Origin of the sequence: Vibrio algivorus, assembly GCF_030161215.1 — a bacterium.
GTDB classification, from domain to species: Bacteria; Pseudomonadota; Gammaproteobacteria; order Enterobacterales; family Vibrionaceae; genus Vibrio; species Vibrio algivorus.
This window is the reverse complement of the sequence record NZ_BSPV01000010.1, coordinates 19,946-43,122: the sequence shown is the minus strand read 5'-3', so window position 1 is coordinate 43,122 and position 23,177 is coordinate 19,946. Positions and strand designations below refer to the sequence as shown.

The following is a 23,177-nucleotide window of genomic DNA, read 5'->3' as shown; positions in this document are numbered from 1 at the left end:
GCTCTTCTTTATCTCAGCTCGACTTAATATCGAGCTAGGATATATTACTTCTTACGTTTTACTGCTTTAGCATTTGGAAGGTCAGTGATTGTACCTTCAAATACTTCAGCCGCTAAACCAACAGATTCGTGTAGTGTTGGGTGAGCATGGATAGTTAATGCGATATCTTCCGCATCACAACCCATCTCGATCGCAAGACCGATTTCACCTAGCAATTCACCACCATTAGTACCAACGATAGCACCACCGATTACGCGGTGAGTTTCTTTATCGAAGATAAGCTTAGTCATACCTTCAGCACAATCAGACGCAATTGCACGACCTGATGCAGCCCAAGGGAAGGTAGCCGTTTCGTATTTAATACCTTCTGCTTTCGCTTCTTTTTCTGTCTTACCAACCCACGCGACTTCTGGCTCTGTGTAAGCAATTGATGGAATCACTTTCGGGTCGAAGTAATGCTTCTTACCAGAAATAACTTCAGCAGCTACGTGGCCTTCATGCACACCTTTGTGAGCAAGCATTGGCTGACCAACGATGTCACCGATCGCGTGAATGTGAGGAACGTTAGTGCGCATTTGCTTATCAACATTGATGAAACCACGCTCATCAACTTCGATACCTGCTTTTTCAGCGTCCATTAGCTTACCGTTTGGAACACGGCCAATCGCCACAAGAACGGCATCGTAACGCTCAGCTTCTGCTGGCGCTTTTTTGCCTTCCATTGAAACGTAGATACCATCTTCTTTCGCTTCAACCGCAGTTACTTTAGTTTCAAGCATTAGGTTGAACTTGTCTTTGATTTGCTTAGTGAACACTTTAACAACGTCTTTATCCGCCGCAGGAATCACTTGATCAAACATTTCAACTACATCGATTTGAGAACCTAGCGAGTGGTACACAGTACCCATTTCTAGACCGATGATACCGCCGCCCATGACAAGAAGTTTCTTAGGTACTTCTTTTAATTCTAGCGCGTCAGTTGAATCCCAAATACGTGGATCATCATGTGGAATAAATGGCAGTTTAATTGGGCGAGAGCCCGCTGCAATGATTGCGTTATCAAAAGTAAGCGTTGTTTTCTCTTCGCCTTCCACTTCTAGCGTGTTAGGACCTGTGAATTTACCAAAGCCATTCACAACGGTTACTTTACGTTGTTTCGCCATACCAGCAAGACCGCCAGTTAGCTGAGTAATTACTTTATCTTTCCATACACGGATTTTATCGATGTCAGTTTGAGGCTCACCGAATACTACGCCGTGTTCCGCCATTGCTTTGGCTTCTTCAATCACTTTAGAAACGTGAAGTAATGCTTTTGATGGGATACAACCCACGTTTAGACATACACCACCTAGAGTGCTGTAACGTTCAACAAGAACCGTTTCTAAACCTAAATCTGCACAACGGAATGCTGCTGAGTAACCAGCAGGACCTGCACCAAGTACCACGACTTGTGCTTTAATTTCTTTGCTCATTTTGACCTCGTTATAGTCATTTAATCCCTGACAAGCTGACGGTTCCCATTTGTACGATGATGAATAAACGGGAGTGAATTATCTATTTCAGAATTACAGCCAGTTTATCGACTTGTTAACGGTCTGAAAAGTGATTCACGTTAGCCTGTGAGCTAGACAACATTCTTTTTTACTTGAGTCATATTACGTGAAAAATCAATACAGTTTATTCGCGTAACAGTAAAATCTTGTTCAAAAAATAAGGTGGCCGCTGAGCCACCCTATTTTATTTCATTACAGTACCAAACGGCGGATGTCTGATAGACAACCATTTAGGTAAGTAATGAAGCGCGCACCTTCTGCACCATCGATCACGCGGTGATCGTAAGATAGAGAAAGTGGAAGCTGTAGGCGTGGTTCAAATTCTTTACCATTCCATACTGGCTTCATTTCAGATTTAGATACCCCAAGGATACCTACTTCTGGTGCGTTAACGATTGGAGTAAACGCTGTACCACCGATACCGCCAAGGCTTGAAATTGTGAAACAACCGCCTTGCATATCAGAAGCAGTCAGTTTACCTGAACGTGCTTTCTTAGAAATCACAGCCAGCTCTTCAGATAGCTCGTAAATGCCTTTCTTGTTCACGTCTTTAAATACAGGAACAACAAGACCGTTTGGCGTATCAACTGCGATACCAACGTTTACGTATTTCTTAAGAATGATGCTTTCGCCATCTTCAGAAAGTGAAGAGTTAAACGCTGGGAATGCTTCTAGCGCTTTAGCGACTGCTTTCATGATGAACACAAGTGGTGTGATCTTCATGCCAGTGTCTTTCTTCGCTTCGATTGCGTTTTGCTCTTTACGGAACGCTTCTAGTGCTGTGATATCTGCATTGTCCCACTGTGTAACGTGCGGGATCATTACCCAGTTACGGTGCAGGTTAGCGCCAGAGATTTTCTTAATCTTAGACAGTTTCTGAACTTCAGTTTCACCAAACTTGCTGAAGTCCACTTTTGGCCAAGGAAGAAGACCTAGTGCACTGCCGTCGCCATTGCCAGATGCTGCTGCACCAGACTCTAGACGTTTTAGTGCATCTTTTACGAAGTTTTGTACGTCTTCTTTCAAGATACGGCTCTTACGACCAGTACCTTTCACTTTCGCTAGGTTTACACCGAACTCACGTGCTAAACGACGAACCACTGGAGAAGCATGAGCGTACTCATTGTTCTCTTGGAAATCACCGGTTGATGCAGGCGCTTGAGCCGCTGCCGCTGCTGGAGCTGGAGTTGAAGCCGATGCAGGTGCCGCAGCTTGAGCTGGAGCAGCCGCTTGTGGTGCAGGTGCTGCGCCAGCGACTTCAAATACCATGATCAATGAACCCGTTGATACTTTATCACCGGCATTGATTTTGATTTCTTTTACTACGCCAGCAAATGGAGCTGGAACTTCCATAGAAGCTTTGTCGCCTTCAACCGTGATCAAAGATTGCTCTTCTTCAACAGTATCGCCAACGGCAACCATCACTTCAGTCACTTCAACTTCATCGCCACCGATATCAGGAACGTTCACTTCTTTCGCAGCTGATGCCGCAGGTGCTGCTGTTTCTTGTGGAGCGGCTTCTGCTACCGGTGCTGCTGGAGCGCCTGAGCCTGCCACTTCAAATACCATGATAAGTGAGCCAGTCGTCACTTTATCGCCAGTATTCACTTTAAGTTCTTTAAGAACACCCGCAAAAGGAGCAGGTACTTCCATTGAAGCTTTATCGCCTTCAACCGTCAGTAGAGATTGCTCTTCTTCAATGCTGTCACCGATAGCAACCATGATTTCAGTTACTTCAACTTCATCACCGCCGATGTCAGGAACGTGTACTTCTTTCAATTCAGAAGCTGCAGGTGCTGCCGCTGGAGCCGCTTCTGCTTTTGGAGCTTCTACCGCTGGAGCCGCTGCTACGCCTTCTGCTTCAAAGACCATAATAAATGAACCAGTTGAAACTGAATCACCTACATTAATTTTAATTTCTTTTACTACGCCAGCTTGTGGTGCTGGAACTTCCATTGAAGCTTTATCGCCTTCAACAGTAATAAGAGACTGCTCTTCTTCAACCTTGTCACCAACGTTTACTAGAATCTCAGTAACTTCAACCTCATCGGCACCAATGTCAGGTACATTAATTTCGATTGTCATTATTCTTTCCTTTTTTGATTGAAGTGCGCAGCATGAGTTTTGTCATGCTACGCACCTTCATTCTTATGCGTTTAGTGAATTAAGCGTGAAGTGGGTTGATTTTGTCTGCATCGATATTAAATTTAGCAATCGCTTCAGCAACCACTGATTTTTCAATATCGCCACGCTTAACTAGCTCAGTTAGAGCCGCAACCACAACATAACCCGCGTTCACTTCGAAGTGACGACGTAGGTTTTCACGGCTATCAGAACGACCGAAGCCATCAGTACCCAATACTTTGTAAGACTCAGCAGGTACGAATGCACGTACTTGGTCTGCATAGTTCTTCATGTAGTCCGTCGCAGCAATAGCAGGTTCTGAACCTAGTACTGTTGAGATGTAAGGTACTTTTTGCTCCGCTTCTGGGTGAAGCATGTTGTAACGTTCAACTTCTTGACCATCACGAGTCAATTCGTTGAAAGAAGTGACTGAGTAAACATCAGACGCTACGCCGTAGTCATCGCTTAGGATCTGCGCTGCTTTACGAACTTCGTTCATGATAGTGCCCGAGCTCATTAGCTGAACTTTAGACTTGCTACCTGCGTAAGTTTCTAGCTTGTAGATACCACGACGGATGCCTTCTTCAGCGCCTTCTGGCATTGCTGGCATGTGGTAGTTCTCGTTCATTACGGTTAGATAGTAGTAAACGTTCTCTTGCTCACCGTACATGCGACGAATACCGTCTTGCATGATAACTGCCACTTCATAAGCGAAAGTAGGATCGTAAGAAATACAGTTAGGAACCGTGTTCGCCATGATGTGCGAGTGGCCATCTTCGTGCTGTAGACCTTCACCGTTAAGCGTTGTACGACCTGCTGTAGCACCTAGTAGGAAGCCACGAGCTTGTTGGTCACCTGCCATCCACGCCATGTCGCCCACACGTTGGAAGCCGAACATTGAGTAGTAGATGTAGAATGGAATCATTGGCAAGTTGTTAGTGCTGTATGATGTTGCCGCAGCAACCCATGAAGACATAGCACCTAGCTCATTGATACCTTCTTGTAGAACTTGACCTGAAGTTGCTTCTTTGTAGTAAGACACTACGCCGCGATCTTCTGGAGTATAAGTTTGGCCATTCGGATTGTAGATACCGATTTGACGGAACAAGCCTTCCATACCGAAAGTACGTGCTTCATCAGCAATGATTGGTACTACATTTTTACCAATACCTTTATCTTTCAATAAGATATTTAATGAACGAACAAACGCCATTGTGGTTGAAATGTCACGTTTTTGCTCAGTAAGCAATGCGTCAAATTCACCCAGCTCAGGAATTTTCAACTCTTCTGTAAAGCTAGGTAGACGCTGAGGCGTATAACCATGTAGTGCTTTACGACGAGCGTGTAGGTATTCGTACTCTTTAGAACCTTCTTCTAGCGTTAAGTAAGGAAGCTCTTTCACTTTCTCATCAGTTAGAAGTTCTTGTAGGCCTAAACGATCACGTAGGTGAAGAACATGTGTCATGTCCATTTTCTTCACTTGGTGTGCAATGTTCTTACCTTCAGCTGCTTCACCCATGCCGTAACCTTTAACAGTTTTAGCTAGGATCACCGTTGGACGGCCTTTAGTGTCTTGTGCGTTTTTGTAAGCTGCGTATAGCTTAGAAGACTCGTGACCACCACGCTTAAGTGCGAAGATTTCATCATCCGTCATATCGGCAACAAGTGCTGCAGTTTCAGGGTATTTACCGAAGAAGTGTTCACGTACGTAAGCACCATCTTTCGATTTGAATGTTTGGTAATCGCCATCGATGGTTTCGTTCATCAATTGCAGCAATTTACCTGAAGTATCTTTCGCTAGTAGTGAATCCCAGTTGTTACCCCAGATCACTTTAACTACATTCCAACCTGCGCCTTTAAATAGACCTTCAAGTTCTTGAATGATGCTACCGTTACCCATAACAGGGCCATCTAGGCGCTGTAGGTTACAGTTGATTAGGAAACATAGGTTGTCCAGTTTTTCACGAGCCGCGAAAGAAATCGCACCGCGTGATTCTGGCTCATCCATCTCACCATCACCTAAGAACGCGTAAACACGTTGCTCAGAAGTATCTTTCATGCCACGACCTTCAAGGTACTTCAAGAAGCGCGCTTGATAGATAGCAGAAATTGGGCCTAGACCCATAGATACTGTAGGGAACTGCCAGAATTCAGGCATTAATTTAGGGTGTGGGTATGAAGGGATACCTTTACCATCAACTTCTTGACGGAAGTTATCAAGTTGCTCTGCCGTTAAACGGCCTTCAAGGAACGCACGAGCATAGATCCCTGGAGAGATATGACCTTGATAATAAACTAAATCGCCACCGTCTTTTTCATTTGGCGCACGGAAAAAGTGGTTAAAACACACTTCATAGAACGCAGCTGAAGACTGGTAAGAAGCCATGTGGCCACCTAGCTCTAAGTCTTTCTTTGATGCACGCAATACAATCATTACCGCATTCCAACGGATGATCGCACGAATGCGACGCTCTAACGTAGTATCACCAGGATATGCCGGCTCTTGTGCTGCCGGAATGGTGTTTACATAGTTAGTGTTGATGCCAGTTGGCATGTCTACACCGTCTAAACGGGCTTTATCTAACACTTGCTCTAATAGATATTGAGCGCGCTCGACACCTTCTTCACGTACCACTGATTCAAGGGCTTGTAACCAATCTTGAGTTTCCAGTGCATCAACGTCATTATTCATGACTTCAGACATGGCGATCTATCCTTTTGTTGGTTTGACAGATTAACTAGCTTTTAGCCAATCTTATGATTCGTTAGCTTGTTGAATTCGGCGCAGTGAACGCTCACGACGACTCTCTTCTCGAGTCAAATCCAACAAGGTCTCTTCGATATAAGCCAAATGGGCATGCGACGCTTTACGTGCTTTTTCTGGTTCACGTTCTAAAATCGCTTGCACAATATTGGCGCGGTGATGACTCACCTTTTCTACCACCTCATCACGACGATGAAGTAATTCTAAATTCTGTAATACGTTTTGCTGCAATAAAGGGGCAAGGCTACGAACAATGTGCAATAGCACCACATTATGAGCGGCTTCAGAAATCGCAATTAACACTGCCATTACTGCGCTTGATTCTTGCGCCACATCTTTATTTTCAATCGCTTTTTCAACTTCTTTTTGGCATTGAGAAATTCGTTCAAAATCTTCTTCGGTGCCACGTAAGGCTGCGAAGTAAGCTGAAATACCTTCCATTGCATGACGAGATTCAAGTAAGTCGAGTTGTGTTTCTGAATGCGTCGACAATAACTCTAGCAAAGGATCGGAAAAAGAAGTCCATAAGGTATCCGTTACAAATGTACCGCCACCTTGTTTACGAGTTAATAAACGTTTTGCTTCTAAACGTTGAATCGCTTCACGAATCGAAGGTCGAGACACATCAAATTGTTTTGCTAATTCTCGCTCTGGTGGCAATTGTTGCCCGGGAGAAAGTGTGCCTTCTAAAATCAGCCGTTCGATTTCCTGTTCAATCACATCGGAAAGCTTTGGCTGACGAATCCTTTGATAAGCCATGATTAATTCGTTTTCTCACTCGTGAATGTAAATTGGTAAGACCAATTACCATGTACAACAAAAATTTTACCGAATGCAAACACAAGTGTCCAGACAAAATTGACCCACATCAAATAAGCAAGCTACGTTAACTGCCACGTAACATAATCACACTAAAACACTAATAAGATTGGTAAGACCATTTAAATAGTCGACATTCAAAATGTCATTTCATTAAGTAAGATGGGTATATTTTGTTAAAAGTGTGATTTTGATCTCTATTAAAATACCCCGTAAGGAGTACAAGCAGGCCGATATTACTGAGTGCGTTTGTAACGAAAATTTGTTACTAAAAAATGACAAAATCTGAATCTAAGCCTCCCGACAGAAAGAGAGACTTTTTTGTTGTACTGATAATTTTATAAAAATGTGAGATCAATCAGAGGTAGGAAAGTGGCTAGTAGCTAAATTGCTAGTGGTTAAATCGTTAGTAGTCTAATCGTTAATCGTCTAATGGCGAGTAATCAATTATTTAATAAACTACGAAAGTAACGCCAGTCAAACCCTAAGCCCGGATCAGATTTTCTTAGCGGCGCTATATATTGATGTCCAGTAATCCTCGGTAAAGTGATCTCTGGGTATTGCTGCATGAGTAGCTTAGTAACCGCCACTAAAGATTGATATTGGGCTTGGCTGTAACTATCTAAATCCGTACCTTCCAGTTCAATACCAATCGAATAATCATTACAACGTTCTACCCCAGCAAAACTGGATTTTCCGGCATGCCACGCTCTAGCATTAAATGGCACAAACTGAATGATCTCGCCATCACGACGAATAAAGCAATGTGCCGACACTCCCATTTTGTGAATCACTTTAAAAAATGGATGCTCACTAGAATCTAATTTACCGGTAAAGAATTGCTCCACATAAGGTCCACCATATTGCCCTGGCGGCAAGCTAATATTATGTACCACCAGCAAAGAGATCGGCATTTGTTCAGGGCGAGCATCACAAAATGGTGATGGCACATGTTTAGTATCAGACAGCCATGAGTCAGAGGTGATGTGCATAGTCGGCAACCTTATTTATTCGATGGCGTTATTCTGTAGTAATCAAGGTTTAAGTCAAGCAAGGGAGCTCGTAACTCGGGCGCTACGCTTCTCGTGGCTAGGTAAAGATAAAAGCGGGGTTCTGCCTATAAGTAAGATCTCATTAAACAATTCGAGCAACAAGAAGTGAAATGATCTAGAAACGTAATTCGTTGCTCGGGCGCTGCGCTGCTCGTTACTCGAAAAGGCCAAAAGATCGAAATACGAGAAGTGGAATGACCTAGAGCGAAGCGCTCGAAAATCGTTTCACCTTGCAGTATCATACCCCCTCTAACAACCTCAACGGATCTTGCCTCATGAAAAGCACTCACGATTCTCAATCTCGTCTTGAATATTTAAAGCAACAATTACCAACTGAAATCACTCGTATGGTCAGTGATGCTTTAAAAGAAGATTTGGGTGGCACGCTCGATCCTAATGCGGATATTACCGCTAGTTTAATTCCGGCTGAAGCAACCAACACGGCAACCATTATCACTCGTGAACATGGAGTATTTTGTGGCAAAGCGTGGGCGGATGAAGTATTCAAACAACTTGGCGGCCAAGTGCAAATCGACTGGCATGTAGCGGATGGTGATACGGTAGAACCCAACCAAACGCTTTGCACGCTAACTGGCCCATCTCGCGCGCTATTAACGGGCGAGCGCAATGCGATGAACTTCATTCAAACCCTGTCTGGTTGCGCTAGTTTAACGGCAGAATATGTTAAAGAGTTGGCTGGAACCGATTGTCGCTTACTGGATACCCGAAAAACCATTCCGGGACTGCGCAGCGCATTAAAATATGCGGTAACTTGTGGCGGCGGCTTTAACCACCGTATCGGCGTGTTTGATGCCTACCTAATTAAAGAAAACCACATCATCGCTTGTGGCGGCATCGAAAAAGCCATCGCAACCGCTAAACAGTTAAACCCAGGCAAACCCGTTGAAGTAGAAACCGAATCTTTAGAAGAATTAGAGCGTGCCATTCGCGCTGGTGCCGACATTGTTATGTTAGATAACTTCACTAAAGAAATGATGTTTACTGCCGTAGAAATCAACCAACAAATCGGTAAAGAAAACGGCTTAACCACCGGTCAAGCCGCGCTAGAAAACTCAGGCAACATTACCCTTGAAACCTTAAATGAATATGCCAAAACTGGCGTAGATTATATTTCAGTTGGCGCGCTGACTAAGCATGTTAGGGCGATGGATTTGTCGATGAGGGTGATTGGCTAACCTTTAATTTTCTAAGCTTTAATTGTCATTCCGTACATGAGCCTAAGCGAAGAAGATACGGAATCTCCTACAACACATTGAGTCTCAAAGTACTGTAGGAGATCCTGAACTGCGCTCCTACGTCGCTTTTCAGGATGACGATATCAATAATAGTCATGTCAAAAGAAATGCGATTCTCGATCCGCTATCCCTAGAAACTAGGAACCAGCAACTAGGAACCTATACCCCGTGACCTCCCTCCCATTTTCCTTTCCAATTTCATACTAAATTCGTACTTAGCTTACGTCAGCGTATGGTCAAAAAATCATCTCACATCACCTAATAGTTTAATATTGGTCGCAATAAATTGTTTTTCCAATGCAATCAGTGACTCAGTTTTCAAACTGGCTCGAATAGGCTACTCAGGATAATTTTCTTTTTTACCGCTCACTCTACTCTTTCCGTGGTAATACCACTCAATTATTCACGGAGATGAAAATGAAACAATTACAACAAGGTAAGAAGAAGCTACAGAAAGGTTTTACGCTAATTGAATTGATGATCGTAGTTGCGGTTATCGGTGTGCTGGCGGCAATTGCGATCCCTCAATATCAAAACTATGTGAAAAAAGCTGCATTGGGTTCTGCTTTAGCTACAGCAACTGCACTAAAAACAAATGTTGAAGATGAAATTGCTACAAGTACTACAGGTTTCCCGAGCTCGACATCGGCAGCATTTTCCATTGGTGCTATAAATTTTGCTAATACAGGAACAACAAGTGGAACTATAACAGCATCTGTTAATGAAGGTCCTGCTAATGGTGCAAACGTAGTATTAACTAGGGATACTGCTGGAATTTGGGAGTGTACACTTACTAAAGGAGCTTCTGCTGCATCAGATCTATTAGATGGAATAACTGTCAATGGTTGTACAAAACCATAATATTTAAAATGAGAATCAATAAAGGCTTCACTTTAATTGAACTCATGATCACCGTGGCGATCATTGGCGTGCTGGCGGCAGTTGCGATACCTCTGTATCAGCAATATGTGCAAAAAGCCGCTCTCGCCACGGCGGTCGGTTCGGCCAATAACTACCAAACCATTGTTGAAGAATACGTTGATTCTCATTTTATCTTTCCTGAGATTTCTGCGGCTTTTCCTTTAGGTAAAGTCAGTGCAGTTTCAGGTTCAATTGGAAGCAATGATTTATTCGCCCATATTGAAAAAGGGATAGCCAAAGGCACAACAGTGAGAATGCAACGTGATACTCAAGGACGTTGGAAATGTCATCACAACAAGACCAATATCCAAATAAAAGGTTGTGATTATGATGCTAGCTTATAACGTTTAGCTTTGTTTATACCTTTATGTTTACTCCGTTAAGGACACTATGAACACCAACCTCGCCTCCATTTTACGCCAAGCGGAGCTCTTGAGTCACGAGCAAGAGCAAATGGTGGTGAGTACCGTTTTAAACGATAATAAAAGCGTCCCCGTGGCTTGCGTGGACGCTGGTTTTATTTCTAGTGAGCAACTACTCGTCAAACTTTGCCACCTATTTGCCCTACCTCAAGCGAATCTTGAACATTACAGCTACGCTCAAGTGTGTGAGCAATTGGGGATGCGCGATTTAATTACTAACCATCAAGTACTACCATTGCAAGTGGATCCGCATAGCGTATTAATTGCGGTTGCCGATCCAACGAATAGCAATGTTGAAGACGATTTTCGTTTCGCTACCGGCAAACAAATTGAATTTATTCTGGCCGATTGTAAAGAGCTCGAAGGGGCGATTCGCCGTCTGTATGGACGAGTAGTCAATTCAGATACCAGCCAAGGTAAAGATATTACCCAAGATGAACTAGCCAATTTAGTTGAGGTTGGCAGTGATGAAATCCAAGAAACAGAAGATCTCAGCCAAGATGAAGCGCCGGTCAGCCGCTTCATTAACCAAATTTTACTCGATGCAGTACGAAAAGGTGCATCGGATATTCACTTTGAACCGTATGAAGATATCTACCGAGTTCGTCTACGCTGTGATGGAATTTTGGTGGAAACCAACCGTCCTGCTCCTCATTTAGGTCGACGCCTTGCAGCAAGGATTAAGATCTTATCTAAACTCGATATCGCAGAACGTCGCCTACCTCAAGATGGACGAATTAAAATTCGCCTGAACGCGGATACCGCGATCGATATGCGAGTGTCTACCCTGCCGACCTTATGGGGGGAGAAAATCGTACTGCGCTTGCTTGATAGCAGTGCCGCCAATCTAAATATCGATAAACTCGGTTATAGCGAAGTACAAAAGCAATTGTATCTAGATGCGCTGCAACAACCACAAGGCATGATCTTAATGACCGGCCCAACTGGTAGCGGTAAAACCGTTTCTTTGTATACCGGCTTACGGATTTTAAATACGCCTGATAAAAATATTTCGACCGCCGAAGATCCAGTTGAAATTAACTTAACCGGTATCAATCAAGTACAAGTCAAACCTAAGATTGGCTTTACTTTTGCAGCGGCTTTACGCGCTTTCTTACGTCAAGATCCCGATGTGGTGATGGTCGGCGAGATCCGCGACCTAGAAACCGCCGAAATTGCGGTAAAAGCGGCGCAGACTGGCCACTTAGTTTTGTCAACTCTACACACTAATTCGTCAGCTGAAACTGTGGTGCGTTTATCGAATATGGGAATTGAGGCGTTTAACTTAGCTTCCTCGCTGAGCTTGATCATTGCTCAACGCCTAGCACGTCGTTTATGCAACCATTGTAAAAAGCCCGATGATTTTCCTGATGCTCTGCGTGAAAAATTTCATATCTCATCCGATGCGGTTATTTATAAATCTTCCAAACAAGGTTGCCCTGAATGCACTGGCGGTTACTCAGGTCGCGTGGGGATTTATGAGGTGATGCCATTTAGTACAGAATTAGCTAATGCAGTGATAAAGAAAGCCTCCGCCAATGACATTGAAATGATCGCAGTAAAACAAGGTATGGCCACACTACGCCAATCAGGAATTGAGAACTTAAAGCAAGGCGTCACTAGCTTTGCTGAATTACAGCGCGTGCTGTACTTCTAAACCTTTATACAAAGAAACTCGACCAATAAACCTTTTAATAAATAAAGCTTTCGACAAATTTGGAATGCCAAACAAGGACAGAATCTCATGGCACAAGCATCGACTCTCAAAGCGCCAGCTTTAAAAAACTTTCAATGGCGTGGGGTAAATAGCTCTGGCAAAAAAGTATCAGGGCAAATGTTGGCGATAAACGAAGTTGAGGTGCGCGCCAAACTCAAAGAACAACGCGTCCAGATCAAGAAGCTCAAACGTCGTAGTGTGTCGATCTTCGCCAAAATGAGTCACAAGGTAAAACGTAAAGATATTACGGTACTTACCAGACAGTTAGCCACCATGCTCGGCACCGGCGTTCCGATCGTTCAGGCGATCAAATTGATCTCAGATAGTCAACGTAAAGCCGAAATGAAATCGGTTCTCTCACAGATTTGTACTCAGGTAGAAGCGGGTACTCCAATCTCCAAAGCCATGCTGGCTAGTAGCCCTTTCTTTGATGAATTCTACTGCGATCTTGTGGCTACTGGTGAACAAACGGGTAACCTAGCCGATGTATTTGATCGCCTCGCAACTTATCGTGAAAAGAGTGAAGAATTACGCTCAAAGGTAATCAAAGCAATGATCTATCCTGCGATGGTTATTTTGGTTGCCACCAGCGTGTCGATTCTAATGTTAACCATGGTGATCCCTGAATTTGAAGCTATGTTTAAGGGTTTTGGCGCAGAGCTTCCTTGGTTTACTCAACAAGTAATCCATTTATCTCACTTTATTCAAAGCTATTTATTTATCATGATCCTCGCCTTGTTTGGCTTTATCTTTGCGATGAAAGAAGCCCGAAAAAGATCCTTTACTTTTAGGCTTAAAACCAGTCGTTTAGCGCTCAATATGCCGGTACTTGGTGGGGTATTCTCTAAGGCAGCAATTGCCAAATTTAGCCGAACATTAGCCACCAGCTTTAGCGCGGGTATTCCAATTTTAACTAGCCTACTGACAACGGCCAAAACTTCCGGCAATTTGCACTATCAAGTTGCTATTGAACAAGTGCATAAAGATACCGCCGCAGGTATGCCAATGTACATTGCGATGCGTAACGCTGATGCCTTCCCTGAAATGGTTTTGCAAATGGTCATGATAGGAGAAGAATCTGGTAACCTCGATGATATGCTGAACAAGGTGGCGGCAATTTATGAATTTGAAGTCGATAATACCGTCGATAACCTAGGAAAGATTATTGAGCCTGTGATTATTGTTTTTCTTGGCGTTGTTGTGGGTGGCTTAGTTGTGTCACTTTATCTGCCAATCTTTAAGCTAGTTAGTGTATTCTAAAACCCATATTATTTATTTGATTATTGGACATTGTCGTATCTCATGGTGATCTTTGATTATTACCCAGCTCTATTTCCAATTGCGGCTGGTATCTTTGGCTTATTAATTGGCAGTTTTTTAAATGTAGTGATCCATCGTTTACCCATTATGATGGAGCGAGAGTGGAAGCAAGAATGCATCGAGTTTTTCCCGCAACTAAAAAAAGATCCAAAGATCAAACAAGAACTGAGCGAACTTAAGAAGCCATTTAATCTCAATGTACCGCGTTCACGTTGCCCAAAATGCGATACACAAATTCGTGCGCTAGATAATATCCCAGTGATTAGCTGGTTAATGCTCAAAGGCAAGTGCTACAAATGTTCTAACCCGATCAGTTTTCGTTATCCCGCTATCGAACTACTTACCGCTATTTTATGCGTGGTAATTGGCGTTAATTTTTCCGCCGATTGGTATGGTCTTGCATTACTGTTTTTCACTTTTACTCTAGTGTCAGCCACCTTTATCGATCTTGATACTATGTTGCTGCCCGATCAGCTGACACTACCTTTAATGTGGGCTGGTTTGGCTTTGTCTTTGTTTGAGATTAGCCCGATATCACTGAAAGATGCCGTTATTGGCGCAATGACTGGTTACCTATGTTTATGGTCTATCTTCTGGGCATTTAAGTTACTCACTGGCAAAGAAGGCATGGGTTATGGCGATTTTAAATTATTAGCGGCTCTCGGTGCTTGGCTTGGTTGGCAGCAACTACCTTTAATCATATTGCTATCTTCAGTCGTCGGATTAATTTTTGGCATTATTCAACTACGTTTACAAAAGAAAGGTATAGAGAAAGCTTTCCCATTTGGCCCTTACCTTGCGATTGCGGGTTGGTTTTGCTTAATCTGGGGTAATGACTTAACGTCTTGGTATCTCACTAATATGCTAGGAATGTAAACGATGACGATGATAGTTGGCTTAACGGGGGGCATTGGCAGCGGTAAAACCACTATCGCTAACCTATTCCACGATCAATTTGGAATTAATATTGTCGATGCTGATATTGTGGCAAGAGAAGTCGTCGAACCGAAAAGCGCAGGATTAAAAGCGATTACTGAACATTTTGGTCAAGAGATATTAACGCTTGATGGGCAGCTTAACCGATCGGCCTTAAGAGAACGTATTTTCAATCATCCCAGTGAGAAAGAGTGGCTCAATAATTTACTCCACCCACTGATCCGTCAACGAATTAAACAACTACTAACTAAAGTGACTTCGGACTATGCTTTACTGGTGGTACCGTTACTAGTAGAAAATAATTGGCAAACCATGATTAATCGTTTGCTGGTAGTGGATGTTAAGCCTGAAACGCAAATTACTCGCACTTGCCAACGTGATGGCGTGCCAGAGGCGCAAGTTCATTCAATCTTAGCCTCTCAAGCATCACGAGAGCAACGTCTATCAGCAGCCGATGATGTGATTAACAATGATGCCCCGTTAACGGAGCAGGCCAAACAAGAACTTTTATCTCAAGTCACAGTTTTACACAAAAAGTACCTAGTATTATCGGGTAGTTTTCTGTAAAAATAGAACAAGTATCTCCATCACCTGAAGGCATTATGCTTAAATTCGAACATCCATTAACCGAAAAAGTACGAATTTACCTTAGAGTTGAAACTCTAATGGCCCAGTTGCATAAATCCGCTAAGTTTGCATCTCCGCTGGATGATCAGATTTTGTTCCGTTCGCTGTTTGATTTAATGGATCTGTTTGAGCAAATCCATGTTAAATCTGAAATCACTAAAGAGCTTGAAAAACAGAAAATCACCGTCAAGGCATGGGCTAATGTACCCGGTGTCGATCAAGTTCTATTAGATAATATCCTAACGCAACTCGACTCTTGCTTCCGTGAAGTTATGACCTCAGAACGCTTTGGCCAATCACTAAAAGAAGATCGATTTTTAAGTGCCATTCGACAGCGTTTTAATTTGCCCGGTGGCCACTGTTGCTTCGATTTACCTTCGCTGCACTATTGGCAAAACTTACCGTTAGATAAACGTTTATTGGATGTCGATAAATGGATTTCTACCTTAACGCCACTACATCACGCACTTGAATTACTGCTAAAGCTACTACGTGGCAACGGTCATTTCAAATCTCAGATTGCACGTAATGGATTTTTTCAAAGTGATGCCAATGATGCCAATATTCTACGCTTAGAAATCCCATCAGAACTGGGGATCTACCCTATGATATCCGGCCATAAGAACCGCTTTGTAGTTAAATTTATAAGTTTTGAAACCGCAAAGGCGTATAGTCAAGATGTCGAGTTTAAGCTGGCAGTCTGCTAAAATTCGCTTAATACATAAATTCCAATCTCAGGTTATCCCTCAATATGACACAAACACAATCCAAAAAAGTTACCGTAGTTAAATGTCCAACTTGCCAAACTGAAGTTGTGTGGGGAGAAATGAGTCCTTATCGTCCTTTTTGTAGCAAGCAATGCCAAATGATTGATTTTGGTGAATGGGCAGATGAAGAAAAAGCCATTCCTGGGGCACCTGATATGTCAGATTCTGATGGGTGGTCGGAAAGTTAAGAGGGTTTTCGTTACTAGGACGCTTTGCTGCTCGTTTCTCGGGAAAGACAGCTCCTAGTTTCAAATCCCTAGTTGCTAGGAAAGCAGAGTTGAATTTTGTTTCTCGAACACAAATAACGTCATTCGGTACATGAGCCTAGGCGAAGAAGATACGGAATCTCCTACCGAATGTTGAGACTCAAATTGTGGTAGGAGATCCTGAACTGCGCTCCTACGTCGCTTTTCAGGATGACGTTTAAGTTAATGTATTCTCCCGAAACTAGGTACTCGCTTTCTTTTCCTAGCCACAAGAAGTGAAACAGCGGATTACGAACAATAATCCGCTTTTCGGCTCTCGAGTAGAGCGTCCCCGCACCTCTGCTCTGCTTTTTTAGAAACGAGCAGCGTAGCGCCCAAGCAACGAAACTCGAATCGGCTTTTACAAGAAACGCGTAATAACCTTCTCTAACACCGGTACATTTGCTTCTGGGAAGGCATAGTCGTTCAAATCTCCGACCGCGACCCACTTTCCTTGTTGGCCTTCTTTACCGTATGGCTTACCTTCAAAAGCCGACACCACAAAGAAATCAAAAGTCAGACTTTTTTCGGAATAATCAAAATCGAAATGTTCAAACAACGACATCTCGGTGGCAGTAATATCAATTTCTTCTTGTAACTCTCGAATCAAGCCCTGCTCAGCGGACTCTCCTAACTCGACCTTCCCCCCGGGAAACTCCCAATATCCACCTTTATGTAGCTTTTCAGGACGTTTAGTAATAAATATTTGATCTTGCTGCTCATTTAAAATAATTGCGGCAACAATATGAACTCGTTTCATTTTTCTTCCTTTGGCTTTCACCAATAAAAAGGCCGCAATCGCTGCGGCCTTATTTCATTACTCAATATAATGGTTAGATCTTACCACAACATTGTTTATACTTTTTACCAGATCCACATGGGCAAGGCTCATTACGACCAACTTTACGTTCTTCGCGAACACTTGGTTGATTTGGTGCATCAGCGCCTTCTTCTTCCATGCCTTCAGCCGATTCATGTTGGAACTGCTGATTACGTGCAGCTTCTTCTGCTTGAATACGACGTTGTTCTTCCATACGGTCAACTTCTTCACGCTGTTGAACACGAACACGGCTCAGAGTAGAAATCACATCAAACTTCAAGCTATCTAGCAACTCACCAAATAGTTCAAACGATTCACGCTTAAACTCTTGTTTTGGATCTTTTTGGGCATAACCGCGTAAATGGATACCTTGACGTAAATGATCCATCGCTGCTAAGTGCTCTTTCCATAAGTTATCGAGTGTTTGCAGCATTACTTGGCGTTCAAAGTTACGTAGTACTTCCACACCGACAGCTTCTTCTTTTTGCTTATAGATAGCATTAGCTTCGCTGATCACACGTTCAAGCAATACTTCTTCATATAACTTGTCATCTTCATCTAACCAAGTTTGGATAGGTAATGATAAGTCGAAATCAGCTTGCAAACGCTCTTCTAAGCCTTTTACATCCCACATTTCATCAAGAGATTGAGGTGGAATGTATTGCTCAAATACCGAGCTTAAAACATCAGTACGGTTCTGCTCAAGCATTTCACTGATGTCTTCAGATGCCATTAACTCATCACGAAGTTCATACACCACTTTACGTTGATCATTCGCTACATCATCGTAATCTAGTAGCTGTTTACGTACATCAAAGTTACGACCTTCTACTTTACGTTGTGCTTTTTCAATCGAGCGAGATAGCATGCGGCTTTCAATCGCTTCACCTTCTTCCATACCGCTCTGAATCAAGCCAGCCATGCGCTCAGAAGTGAAGATACGTAATAGTGAATCTTCCATTGATAAATAGAAGCGAGAAGAACCAGCATCACCTTGACGACCAGAACGACCACGTAGCTGGTTATCAATACGGCGAGATTCATGGCGCTCCGTACCAATGATATGCAAACCACCAGATTCTAGAACTGCATCATGCACTTTTTGCCATTCAGCTTTAACTTGTGCGATTTGCTCTTCAGTTGCAGGAGTACCTTGAGATTCTTCTAGTTTTTCAACTTGATTTTCCCAGCTACCGCCTAGTTTGATATCGGTACCACGACCAGCCATGTTAGTTGCAATGGTAACCGCGCCAGGAGTACCCGCTTGAGCAACGATTTCAGCTTCTTGTTCGTGGAACTTAGCATTCAAAACGTTATGCTTAATTTTGGCTGCTTTTAGCGCATTAGAAAGTAGTTCAGACTTTTCAATCGAAACCGTACCTACCAAGATCGGCTGACCATTAGCAACACGCTCTTTGATGTCTTCAATGATCGCATCAAATTTTTCTTTTTCGGTGCGATACACGACGTCTGGCATATCATTACGAATCATTGGACGGTTAGTTGGAATAACCACGGTATCAAGGCCGTAAATAGATTGGAATTCGAACGCTTCAGTATCCGCTGTACCTGTCATACCAGAAAGTTTCTCATATAAACGGAAGTAGTTCTGGAAGGTAATCGACGCTAAAGTTTGGTTTTCATTTTGAATCTTAACGCCTTCTTTCGCTTCTACAGCTTGATGAAGACCTTCAGACCAACGACGTCCCGGCATAGTACGGCCAGTATGCTCATCAACGATGATAATTTCATCATCTTTAACGATGTAATCAACGTCTTTTTCAAACAACACGTGAGCGCGAAGTGCCGCATTAACGTGGTGTAATAAGCTAATGTTAGCAGGAGAATATAGTGTATCACCTTCTTCCATTAAGCCATTTTTAATCAGTAGCTCTTCAACGTACTCTTGACCAGTTTCAGTCATGTGTACTTGTTTAGCTTTCTCATCAATAGTGTAGTGCTTATCACCACGATACTCTTCCGTATCTTCTTCGTCTTGACGCTCTAGATATGGAATTAAAGTATTTATGCGAGTGTACAGTTCTGAGCTGTCTTCTGCTGGACCTGAAATAATCAGTGGTGTACGTGCTTCATCGATCAGGATTGAGTCGACTTCATCGATTACTGCAAAGAAACGCTCACGCTGTACACGGTCTTCTGGACGAAACGCCATGTTATCTCGCAGGTAGTCAAAACCGAATTCGTTATTCGTTCCGTATAAAATATCACATTGATAAGCGGCTTTTTTCTGAGATGGGATCATGTTTGGTACATTAATACCAACCGTCATCCCTAAGAATTCAAATAACTCGCGGTTAGTCTCAGCGTCACGTTTTGCTAAGTAGTCATTCACGGTAATAACATGAACGCCTTTACCTGAGATACCATTGAGGTAAGCCGCTAAAGTCGCGGTTAAAGTCTTACCTTCACCAGTACGCATCTCGGCGATTTTACCCGCGTTAAGGACCATACCACCAATAAGCTGAACGTCGAAATGACGCATGCCATAAATACGCTTTGACGCTTCACGTACCGTTGCAAAAGCTTCTGGTAATAGTTTGTCTAACGATTCACCATTGGTGTAACGCTCACGAAACTCAATGGTCTTATGTTGAAGTTGGTCGTCAGTTAATGCTTCATATTCTGGTTCAAAGCTATTAATTTGATTCACGATTTTTCTCAGCTGGCGTAACGTTCGATCATTACGGCTGCCGATGACACTAGTCAGTAACTTAGTTAACATTATTTACGAATCTCTCTTCCTGATCTTTCGGATCTCTGCTTTCAGCTTCTCACAGTTTAATTCTAAGAATACTGAGATAAAATTTGGTCTACTTGTCATATGGTGCCAATCAAGCCCATTTTCAAGACTAAAAGACAAGTGACTATATAGTATGGGATTATGCGCCTATCTTCTATCTACAAACACCGTTGTTTGCGTTCATCCTCATTATTTTTGATCAAAAATAGTATTTTTTGACATTAATAATTTTTCATAACGCATAATATTACGATTAAGCTTTAATATGATGAGATATTTTATGCGAGACCACCGCCCAAAACTAACACAAGACCTGATTGGTGATAGCCAGTTAAAGGCCTTTTCTCAGCATGTTTCTGAAATTTTATCGATCAACCAAGCACTAAAAAGTATCTTGCCGAAGAATTTATTAGCTCATTGTCGAGCGGCCAATGTTCGACAAAACCAACTACTGATCGAAGTGGCGAATGCTTCTTTCCAAATGAAACTCAACTATGAGCGAATCAGGATTTTATCTGAGCTAAGAGCAGCAGGATTTTCTCGTTTGGCTGGAATCGAATTTAAAGTAAACCCTGAGCTATATCGCAGTGAATCACTCCAAGAAAAAGAAGTGACTTATAAGCAACACGCTTTAAGTGAGGAAGCGGCTCAATCTATTCTAATGGCCGCCTCTTTAGCGCCACCGAAGCTGAAGCAGCGAATGGAAAGCCTAGCGAAACTTGCCCAATCAAAAAGCAAATAACTTTCTCTTGTTTTGATAAATTTTAGGTAATAAAAAAGCCAGACTTTTCAGCCTGGCTTTTTCAATGCTTAATTCAATCTTAAGCTAATACTGTATTCGGCATAACTTCACCAAATGCAACAGGTGAACCGGCTGTTTCTTCAAACGTTGCCCATTCCCAAGCTTCTTGGTCAGCTAGAACAGCACGCAGTAACTGGTTGTTCAAAGCATGGCCTGTTTTATAAGCACGAAGCTCACCAACAATGCTATGACCACACATGTATAAATCACCAATGGCATCTAATACTTTGTGCGTAACAAATTCATTACTAAAACGTAAGCCTTCTTCATTCAAGATGCGGTATTCATCAAGAACGATCGCACAGTCAAAGCTCCCACCTAAACATAGGTTCTGTGACTGTAAATATTCGATATCGCGCATAAAACCAAAAGTACGAGCACGAGAAATATCTTTAATAAACGCCTGTGAAGAGAAATCAAACAACATGTGTTGTTGTTCAGAATCGATAGCAGGGTGATCAAATTCAATTTCAAAATCCATACGGAAACCATCATAAGGAACAAGCTCTGCCCACTTATCACCGTCTTCGATACGAATTGGTTTTTTAATACGAATAAAACGTTTTGGTGCGTTTAGAGTCTCGACGCCTGCTGATTGCAGCAAATATACAAACGGGCTAGCACTGCCATCCATAATTGGAATTTCAGGTGCATCTACCTCGATGATAATGTTATCGATCCCCATCCCCGCTAGAGCAGCATTTAAATGCTCAACGGTAGAAATTCTAATGCCTTCATCGTTCACTAACGCAGTACACAACATTGTGTCGCGTACTGAGTTTGGATCAGAAGGAAAATCCACAGGTGGATTCATATCTGTACGACGATAAATTATACCGGTATTAGCTGGTGCAGGACGTAGCGTAAGCGTGACTTTACGTCCAGAGTGGAGACCCACACCAGTCGTTTTCACCATTTCTTTCAATGTACGTTGTCTGATCATCTAATTTGCCTCTAATTTACGCTACATATCGCAGCCAATACCTGACTGGTCAGATATCTTATCACATTTTAGACACATTTCAACTAATTGTGCAAAACTCAATCAGCTTGGTGTCTTAAAAATGCAGGGATATCAAGGTAACCACTGTCATTTTCATCCGGCTTTTTCACCGTATTTGAATTTTCATTTGAAGCGCTTGATGAAGAACTTGTCGCTGGTGCTTTGTTAGTACGAAGCATTGGCTGTGGAGCTTCATCTTCAGGCTTAGCTGTTTGTTGAACTGGCGCCTGTACTGCAGGTTGAGGCGTTGAAACTGGTTTTGCTGAACCACCTTTAACTAAAGTGATGTCAGGCTGATGTGAGTTACCAATGCCCGTTGCAACCACGGTTACACGAATTTCATCACTCATATCAGGGTCAAGAGAAGTACCAATAACAACCGTTGCATTATCTGAAGCAAATGCTTTAACTGTGTTACCTACAGTTTCAAATTCTTCTAAACGCATATCTAGGCCAGCAGTGATGTTAACTAATACGCCACGTGCACCTGCAAGATCGATGTCTTCTAGTAATGGACTTGAAATAGCAATTTCAGCAGCCTCTTCCGCACGGTCTTCACCAGTAGCGACACCGCTCCCCATCATGGCATGTCCCATTTCAGACATCACCGTACGTACGTCGGCGAAGTCAACATTCATCATACCTGGACGAGTAATCAGCTCAGCAATACCTTGTACAGCATTACGAAGTACATCATTCGCTTTTGCAAATGCTTCAAGCAATGTAATACCACGGCCAAGTACTTTCAGTAACTTTTCATTTGGTATGGTGATCAAAGAGTCAACATGCTTTGAAAGCTCTTCAATACCTTGCTCAGCAAAAGCCATACGCTTTTTACCTTCAAAACTAAACGGCTTAGTCACAACCGCTACAGTTAAGATACCAAGCTCTTTAGCCACTTCTGCAATAACAGGTGCTGCACCAGTACCAGTACCACCGCCCATACCAGCTGCAATGAACACCATATCTGCGCCAGCTAAAACAGCTTTAATCGCTTCACGGTCTTCTAATGCTGAGTCACGACCTACTTGAGGGTTTGCTCCGGCACCTAGACCTTTAGTGATATCGCCACCAATTTGAATAACATTGCTGACACTTACTTTACGTAGCGCTTGGGCATCCGTATTAACACTGATGAATTCCACCCCTTCGATGGACTCTCGCACCATGTGTTCTACAGCGTTACCGCCACCGCCACCAACTCCAACGACTTTAATTACAGCATCGTCAGACATTTCCATCATCGGTTCAAACATGTGTTTTCTCCG

The 23,177-nt window shown here is 42.8% G+C and carries 19 protein-coding genes; 10 read left to right on the top strand and 9 right to left on the bottom strand.

Features of this window, described 5'->3' with window-relative positions; translation table 11 throughout:
- Positions 1-44 precede the first annotated feature (44 nt).
- The 5 genes from lpdA to ampD form a co-directional block, all read right to left on the bottom strand.
- The gene (gene lpdA, locus QQJ93_RS15205) at positions 45-1,472 is read right to left on the bottom strand and encodes a dihydrolipoyl dehydrogenase (RefSeq protein WP_089124882.1); all 1,428 of its coding nucleotides are present in this window, start codon (positions 1,470-1,472) and stop codon (positions 45-47) included.
- A 273-nt stretch (positions 1,473-1,745) separates the two neighbouring features.
- Positions 1,746-3,638, bottom strand: a complete 1,893-nt coding sequence (gene aceF, locus QQJ93_RS15200) for a pyruvate dehydrogenase complex dihydrolipoyllysine-residue acetyltransferase (RefSeq protein WP_089124883.1) — start codon at positions 3,636-3,638, stop codon at positions 1,746-1,748.
- 79 nt (positions 3,639-3,717) lie between these two features.
- The gene (gene aceE, locus QQJ93_RS15195; RefSeq protein WP_089124884.1) at positions 3,718-6,381 is read right to left on the bottom strand and encodes a pyruvate dehydrogenase (acetyl-transferring), homodimeric type; all 2,664 of its coding nucleotides are present in this window, start codon (positions 6,379-6,381) and stop codon (positions 3,718-3,720) included.
- Between the two features lie 51 nt (positions 6,382-6,432).
- A complete protein-coding gene (gene pdhR, locus QQJ93_RS15190; protein WP_027696321.1) occupies positions 6,433-7,200 on the bottom strand; it encodes a pyruvate dehydrogenase complex transcriptional repressor PdhR in 768 nt (255 codons plus the stop codon).
- Between the two features lie 503 nt (positions 7,201-7,703).
- Positions 7,704-8,252: a 1,6-anhydro-N-acetylmuramyl-L-alanine amidase AmpD gene (gene ampD, locus QQJ93_RS15185; RefSeq protein ID WP_089124885.1), complete on the bottom strand. Its 549-nt coding sequence runs from the start codon at positions 8,250-8,252 to the stop codon at positions 7,704-7,706.
- Positions 8,253-8,587: 335 nt separating this feature from the next.
- Here ampD and nadC point away from each other — a divergent pair, with 335 nt between their 5' ends.
- The 9 genes from nadC (at position 8,588) to yacG (ending at position 16,466) form a co-directional block, all read left to right on the top strand.
- On the top strand, positions 8,588-9,508 hold the full coding sequence (nadC, locus tag QQJ93_RS15180; protein ID WP_089124886.1) for a carboxylating nicotinate-nucleotide diphosphorylase: 921 nt from the start codon (positions 8,588-8,590) through the stop codon (positions 9,506-9,508).
- A 477-nt stretch (positions 9,509-9,985) separates the two neighbouring features.
- Complete coding sequence (locus QQJ93_RS15175; protein ID WP_089124887.1) at positions 9,986-10,429, top strand: pilin; 444 nt, start codon at positions 9,986-9,988, stop codon at positions 10,427-10,429.
- A gap of 8 nt (positions 10,430-10,437) precedes the next feature.
- Positions 10,438-10,833: a pilin gene (locus QQJ93_RS15170; protein WP_089124888.1), complete on the top strand. Its 396-nt coding sequence runs from the start codon at positions 10,438-10,440 to the stop codon at positions 10,831-10,833.
- 46 nt (positions 10,834-10,879) lie between these two features.
- Positions 10,880-12,568, top strand: a complete 1,689-nt coding sequence (pilB, locus tag QQJ93_RS15165) for a type IV-A pilus assembly ATPase PilB (protein WP_089124889.1) — start codon at positions 10,880-10,882, stop codon at positions 12,566-12,568.
- A gap of 87 nt (positions 12,569-12,655) precedes the next feature.
- The gene (locus QQJ93_RS15160) at positions 12,656-13,888 is read left to right on the top strand and encodes a type II secretion system F family protein (protein ID WP_089124890.1); all 1,233 of its coding nucleotides are present in this window, start codon (positions 12,656-12,658) and stop codon (positions 13,886-13,888) included.
- Positions 13,889-13,930: 42 nt separating this feature from the next.
- Entirely contained in the window at positions 13,931-14,824 is an 894-nt protein-coding gene (locus tag QQJ93_RS15155) for a prepilin peptidase (RefSeq protein ID WP_089124891.1), read from the top strand.
- A 3-nt stretch (positions 14,825-14,827) separates the two neighbouring features.
- Positions 14,828-15,451, top strand: coding sequence for a dephospho-CoA kinase (gene coaE / locus QQJ93_RS15150; protein ID WP_089124892.1), 624 nt, complete (start codon positions 14,828-14,830; stop codon positions 15,449-15,451).
- A 35-nt stretch (positions 15,452-15,486) separates the two neighbouring features.
- The gene (gene zapD, locus QQJ93_RS15145) at positions 15,487-16,218 is read left to right on the top strand and encodes a cell division protein ZapD (protein ID WP_089124893.1); all 732 of its coding nucleotides are present in this window, start codon (positions 15,487-15,489) and stop codon (positions 16,216-16,218) included.
- A 44-nt stretch (positions 16,219-16,262) separates the two neighbouring features.
- Positions 16,263-16,466 (top strand): DNA gyrase inhibitor YacG, encoded by a 204-nt coding sequence (yacG, locus tag QQJ93_RS15140; protein WP_089124894.1) that lies wholly within the window; start codon positions 16,263-16,265, stop codon positions 16,464-16,466.
- 418 nt (positions 16,467-16,884) lie between these two features.
- Here yacG and mutT read toward each other — a convergent pair whose 3' ends face one another.
- Positions 16,885-17,283 (bottom strand): 8-oxo-dGTP diphosphatase MutT, encoded by a 399-nt coding sequence (gene mutT / locus QQJ93_RS15135; protein ID WP_089124895.1) that lies wholly within the window; start codon positions 17,281-17,283, stop codon positions 16,885-16,887.
- A 73-nt stretch (positions 17,284-17,356) separates the two neighbouring features.
- Entirely contained in the window at positions 17,357-20,086 is a 2,730-nt protein-coding gene (secA, locus tag QQJ93_RS15130) for a preprotein translocase subunit SecA (RefSeq protein ID WP_089124896.1), read from the bottom strand.
- A 298-nt stretch (positions 20,087-20,384) separates the two neighbouring features.
- Here secA and QQJ93_RS15125 point away from each other — a divergent pair, with 298 nt between their 5' ends.
- The gene (locus tag QQJ93_RS15125; protein WP_089124897.1) at positions 20,385-20,846 is read left to right on the top strand and encodes a DUF721 domain-containing protein; all 462 of its coding nucleotides are present in this window, start codon (positions 20,385-20,387) and stop codon (positions 20,844-20,846) included.
- A gap of 79 nt (positions 20,847-20,925) precedes the next feature.
- On the opposite strand, the gene lpxC is transcribed toward QQJ93_RS15125, so the two are convergent.
- Together lpxC and ftsZ are read right to left on the bottom strand one after the other, a co-directional pair.
- The gene (gene lpxC / locus QQJ93_RS15120; RefSeq protein ID WP_089124898.1) at positions 20,926-21,849 is read right to left on the bottom strand and encodes a UDP-3-O-acyl-N-acetylglucosamine deacetylase; all 924 of its coding nucleotides are present in this window, start codon (positions 21,847-21,849) and stop codon (positions 20,926-20,928) included.
- A gap of 98 nt (positions 21,850-21,947) precedes the next feature.
- Positions 21,948-23,165 carry a cell division protein FtsZ gene (gene ftsZ / locus QQJ93_RS15115; RefSeq protein ID WP_089124899.1) on the bottom strand — a complete coding sequence of 406 codons (1,218 nt, stop codon included), beginning with the start codon at positions 23,163-23,165 and terminating at the stop codon, positions 21,948-21,950.
- Between the last annotated feature and the right edge of the window lie 12 nt (positions 23,166-23,177).

What these genes read in the sequence shown, in the direction of transcription:
- lpdA (WP_089124882.1), bottom strand. Translation starts at nt 1,472, where the DNA reads ATGAGCAAAGAAATTAAAGCACAAGTCGTGGTACTTGGTGCAGGTCCT.
- aceF (WP_089124883.1), bottom strand. Translation starts at nt 3,638, where the DNA reads ATGACAATCGAAATTAATGTACCTGACATTGGTGCCGATGAGGTTGAA.
- aceE (WP_089124884.1), bottom strand. Translation starts at nt 6,381, where the DNA reads ATGTCTGAAGTCATGAATAATGACGTTGATGCACTGGAAACTCAAGAT.
- pdhR (WP_027696321.1), bottom strand. Translation starts at nt 7,200, where the DNA reads ATGGCTTATCAAAGGATTCGTCAGCCAAAGCTTTCCGATGTGATTGAA.
- ampD (WP_089124885.1), bottom strand. Translation starts at nt 8,252, where the DNA reads ATGCACATCACCTCTGACTCATGGCTGTCTGATACTAAACATGTGCCA.
- nadC (WP_089124886.1), top strand. Translation starts at nt 8,588, where the DNA reads ATGAAAAGCACTCACGATTCTCAATCTCGTCTTGAATATTTAAAGCAA.
- QQJ93_RS15175 (WP_089124887.1), top strand. Translation starts at nt 9,986, where the DNA reads ATGAAACAATTACAACAAGGTAAGAAGAAGCTACAGAAAGGTTTTACG.
- QQJ93_RS15170 (WP_089124888.1), top strand. Translation starts at nt 10,438, where the DNA reads ATGAGAATCAATAAAGGCTTCACTTTAATTGAACTCATGATCACCGTG.
- pilB (WP_089124889.1), top strand. Translation starts at nt 10,880, where the DNA reads ATGAACACCAACCTCGCCTCCATTTTACGCCAAGCGGAGCTCTTGAGT.
- QQJ93_RS15160 (WP_089124890.1), top strand. Translation starts at nt 12,656, where the DNA reads ATGGCACAAGCATCGACTCTCAAAGCGCCAGCTTTAAAAAACTTTCAA.
- QQJ93_RS15155 (WP_089124891.1), top strand. Translation starts at nt 13,931, where the DNA reads ATGGTGATCTTTGATTATTACCCAGCTCTATTTCCAATTGCGGCTGGT.
- coaE (WP_089124892.1), top strand. Translation starts at nt 14,828, where the DNA reads ATGACGATGATAGTTGGCTTAACGGGGGGCATTGGCAGCGGTAAAACC.
- zapD (WP_089124893.1), top strand. Translation starts at nt 15,487, where the DNA reads ATGCTTAAATTCGAACATCCATTAACCGAAAAAGTACGAATTTACCTT.
- yacG (WP_089124894.1), top strand. Translation starts at nt 16,263, where the DNA reads ATGACACAAACACAATCCAAAAAAGTTACCGTAGTTAAATGTCCAACT.
- mutT (WP_089124895.1), bottom strand. Translation starts at nt 17,283, where the DNA reads ATGAAACGAGTTCATATTGTTGCCGCAATTATTTTAAATGAGCAGCAA.
- secA (WP_089124896.1), bottom strand. Translation starts at nt 20,086, where the DNA reads ATGTTAACTAAGTTACTGACTAGTGTCATCGGCAGCCGTAATGATCGA.
- QQJ93_RS15125 (WP_089124897.1), top strand. Translation starts at nt 20,385, where the DNA reads ATGCGAGACCACCGCCCAAAACTAACACAAGACCTGATTGGTGATAGC.
- lpxC (WP_089124898.1), bottom strand. Translation starts at nt 21,849, where the DNA reads ATGATCAGACAACGTACATTGAAAGAAATGGTGAAAACGACTGGTGTG.
- ftsZ (WP_089124899.1), bottom strand. Translation starts at nt 23,165, where the DNA reads ATGTTTGAACCGATGATGGAAATGTCTGACGATGCTGTAATTAAAGTC.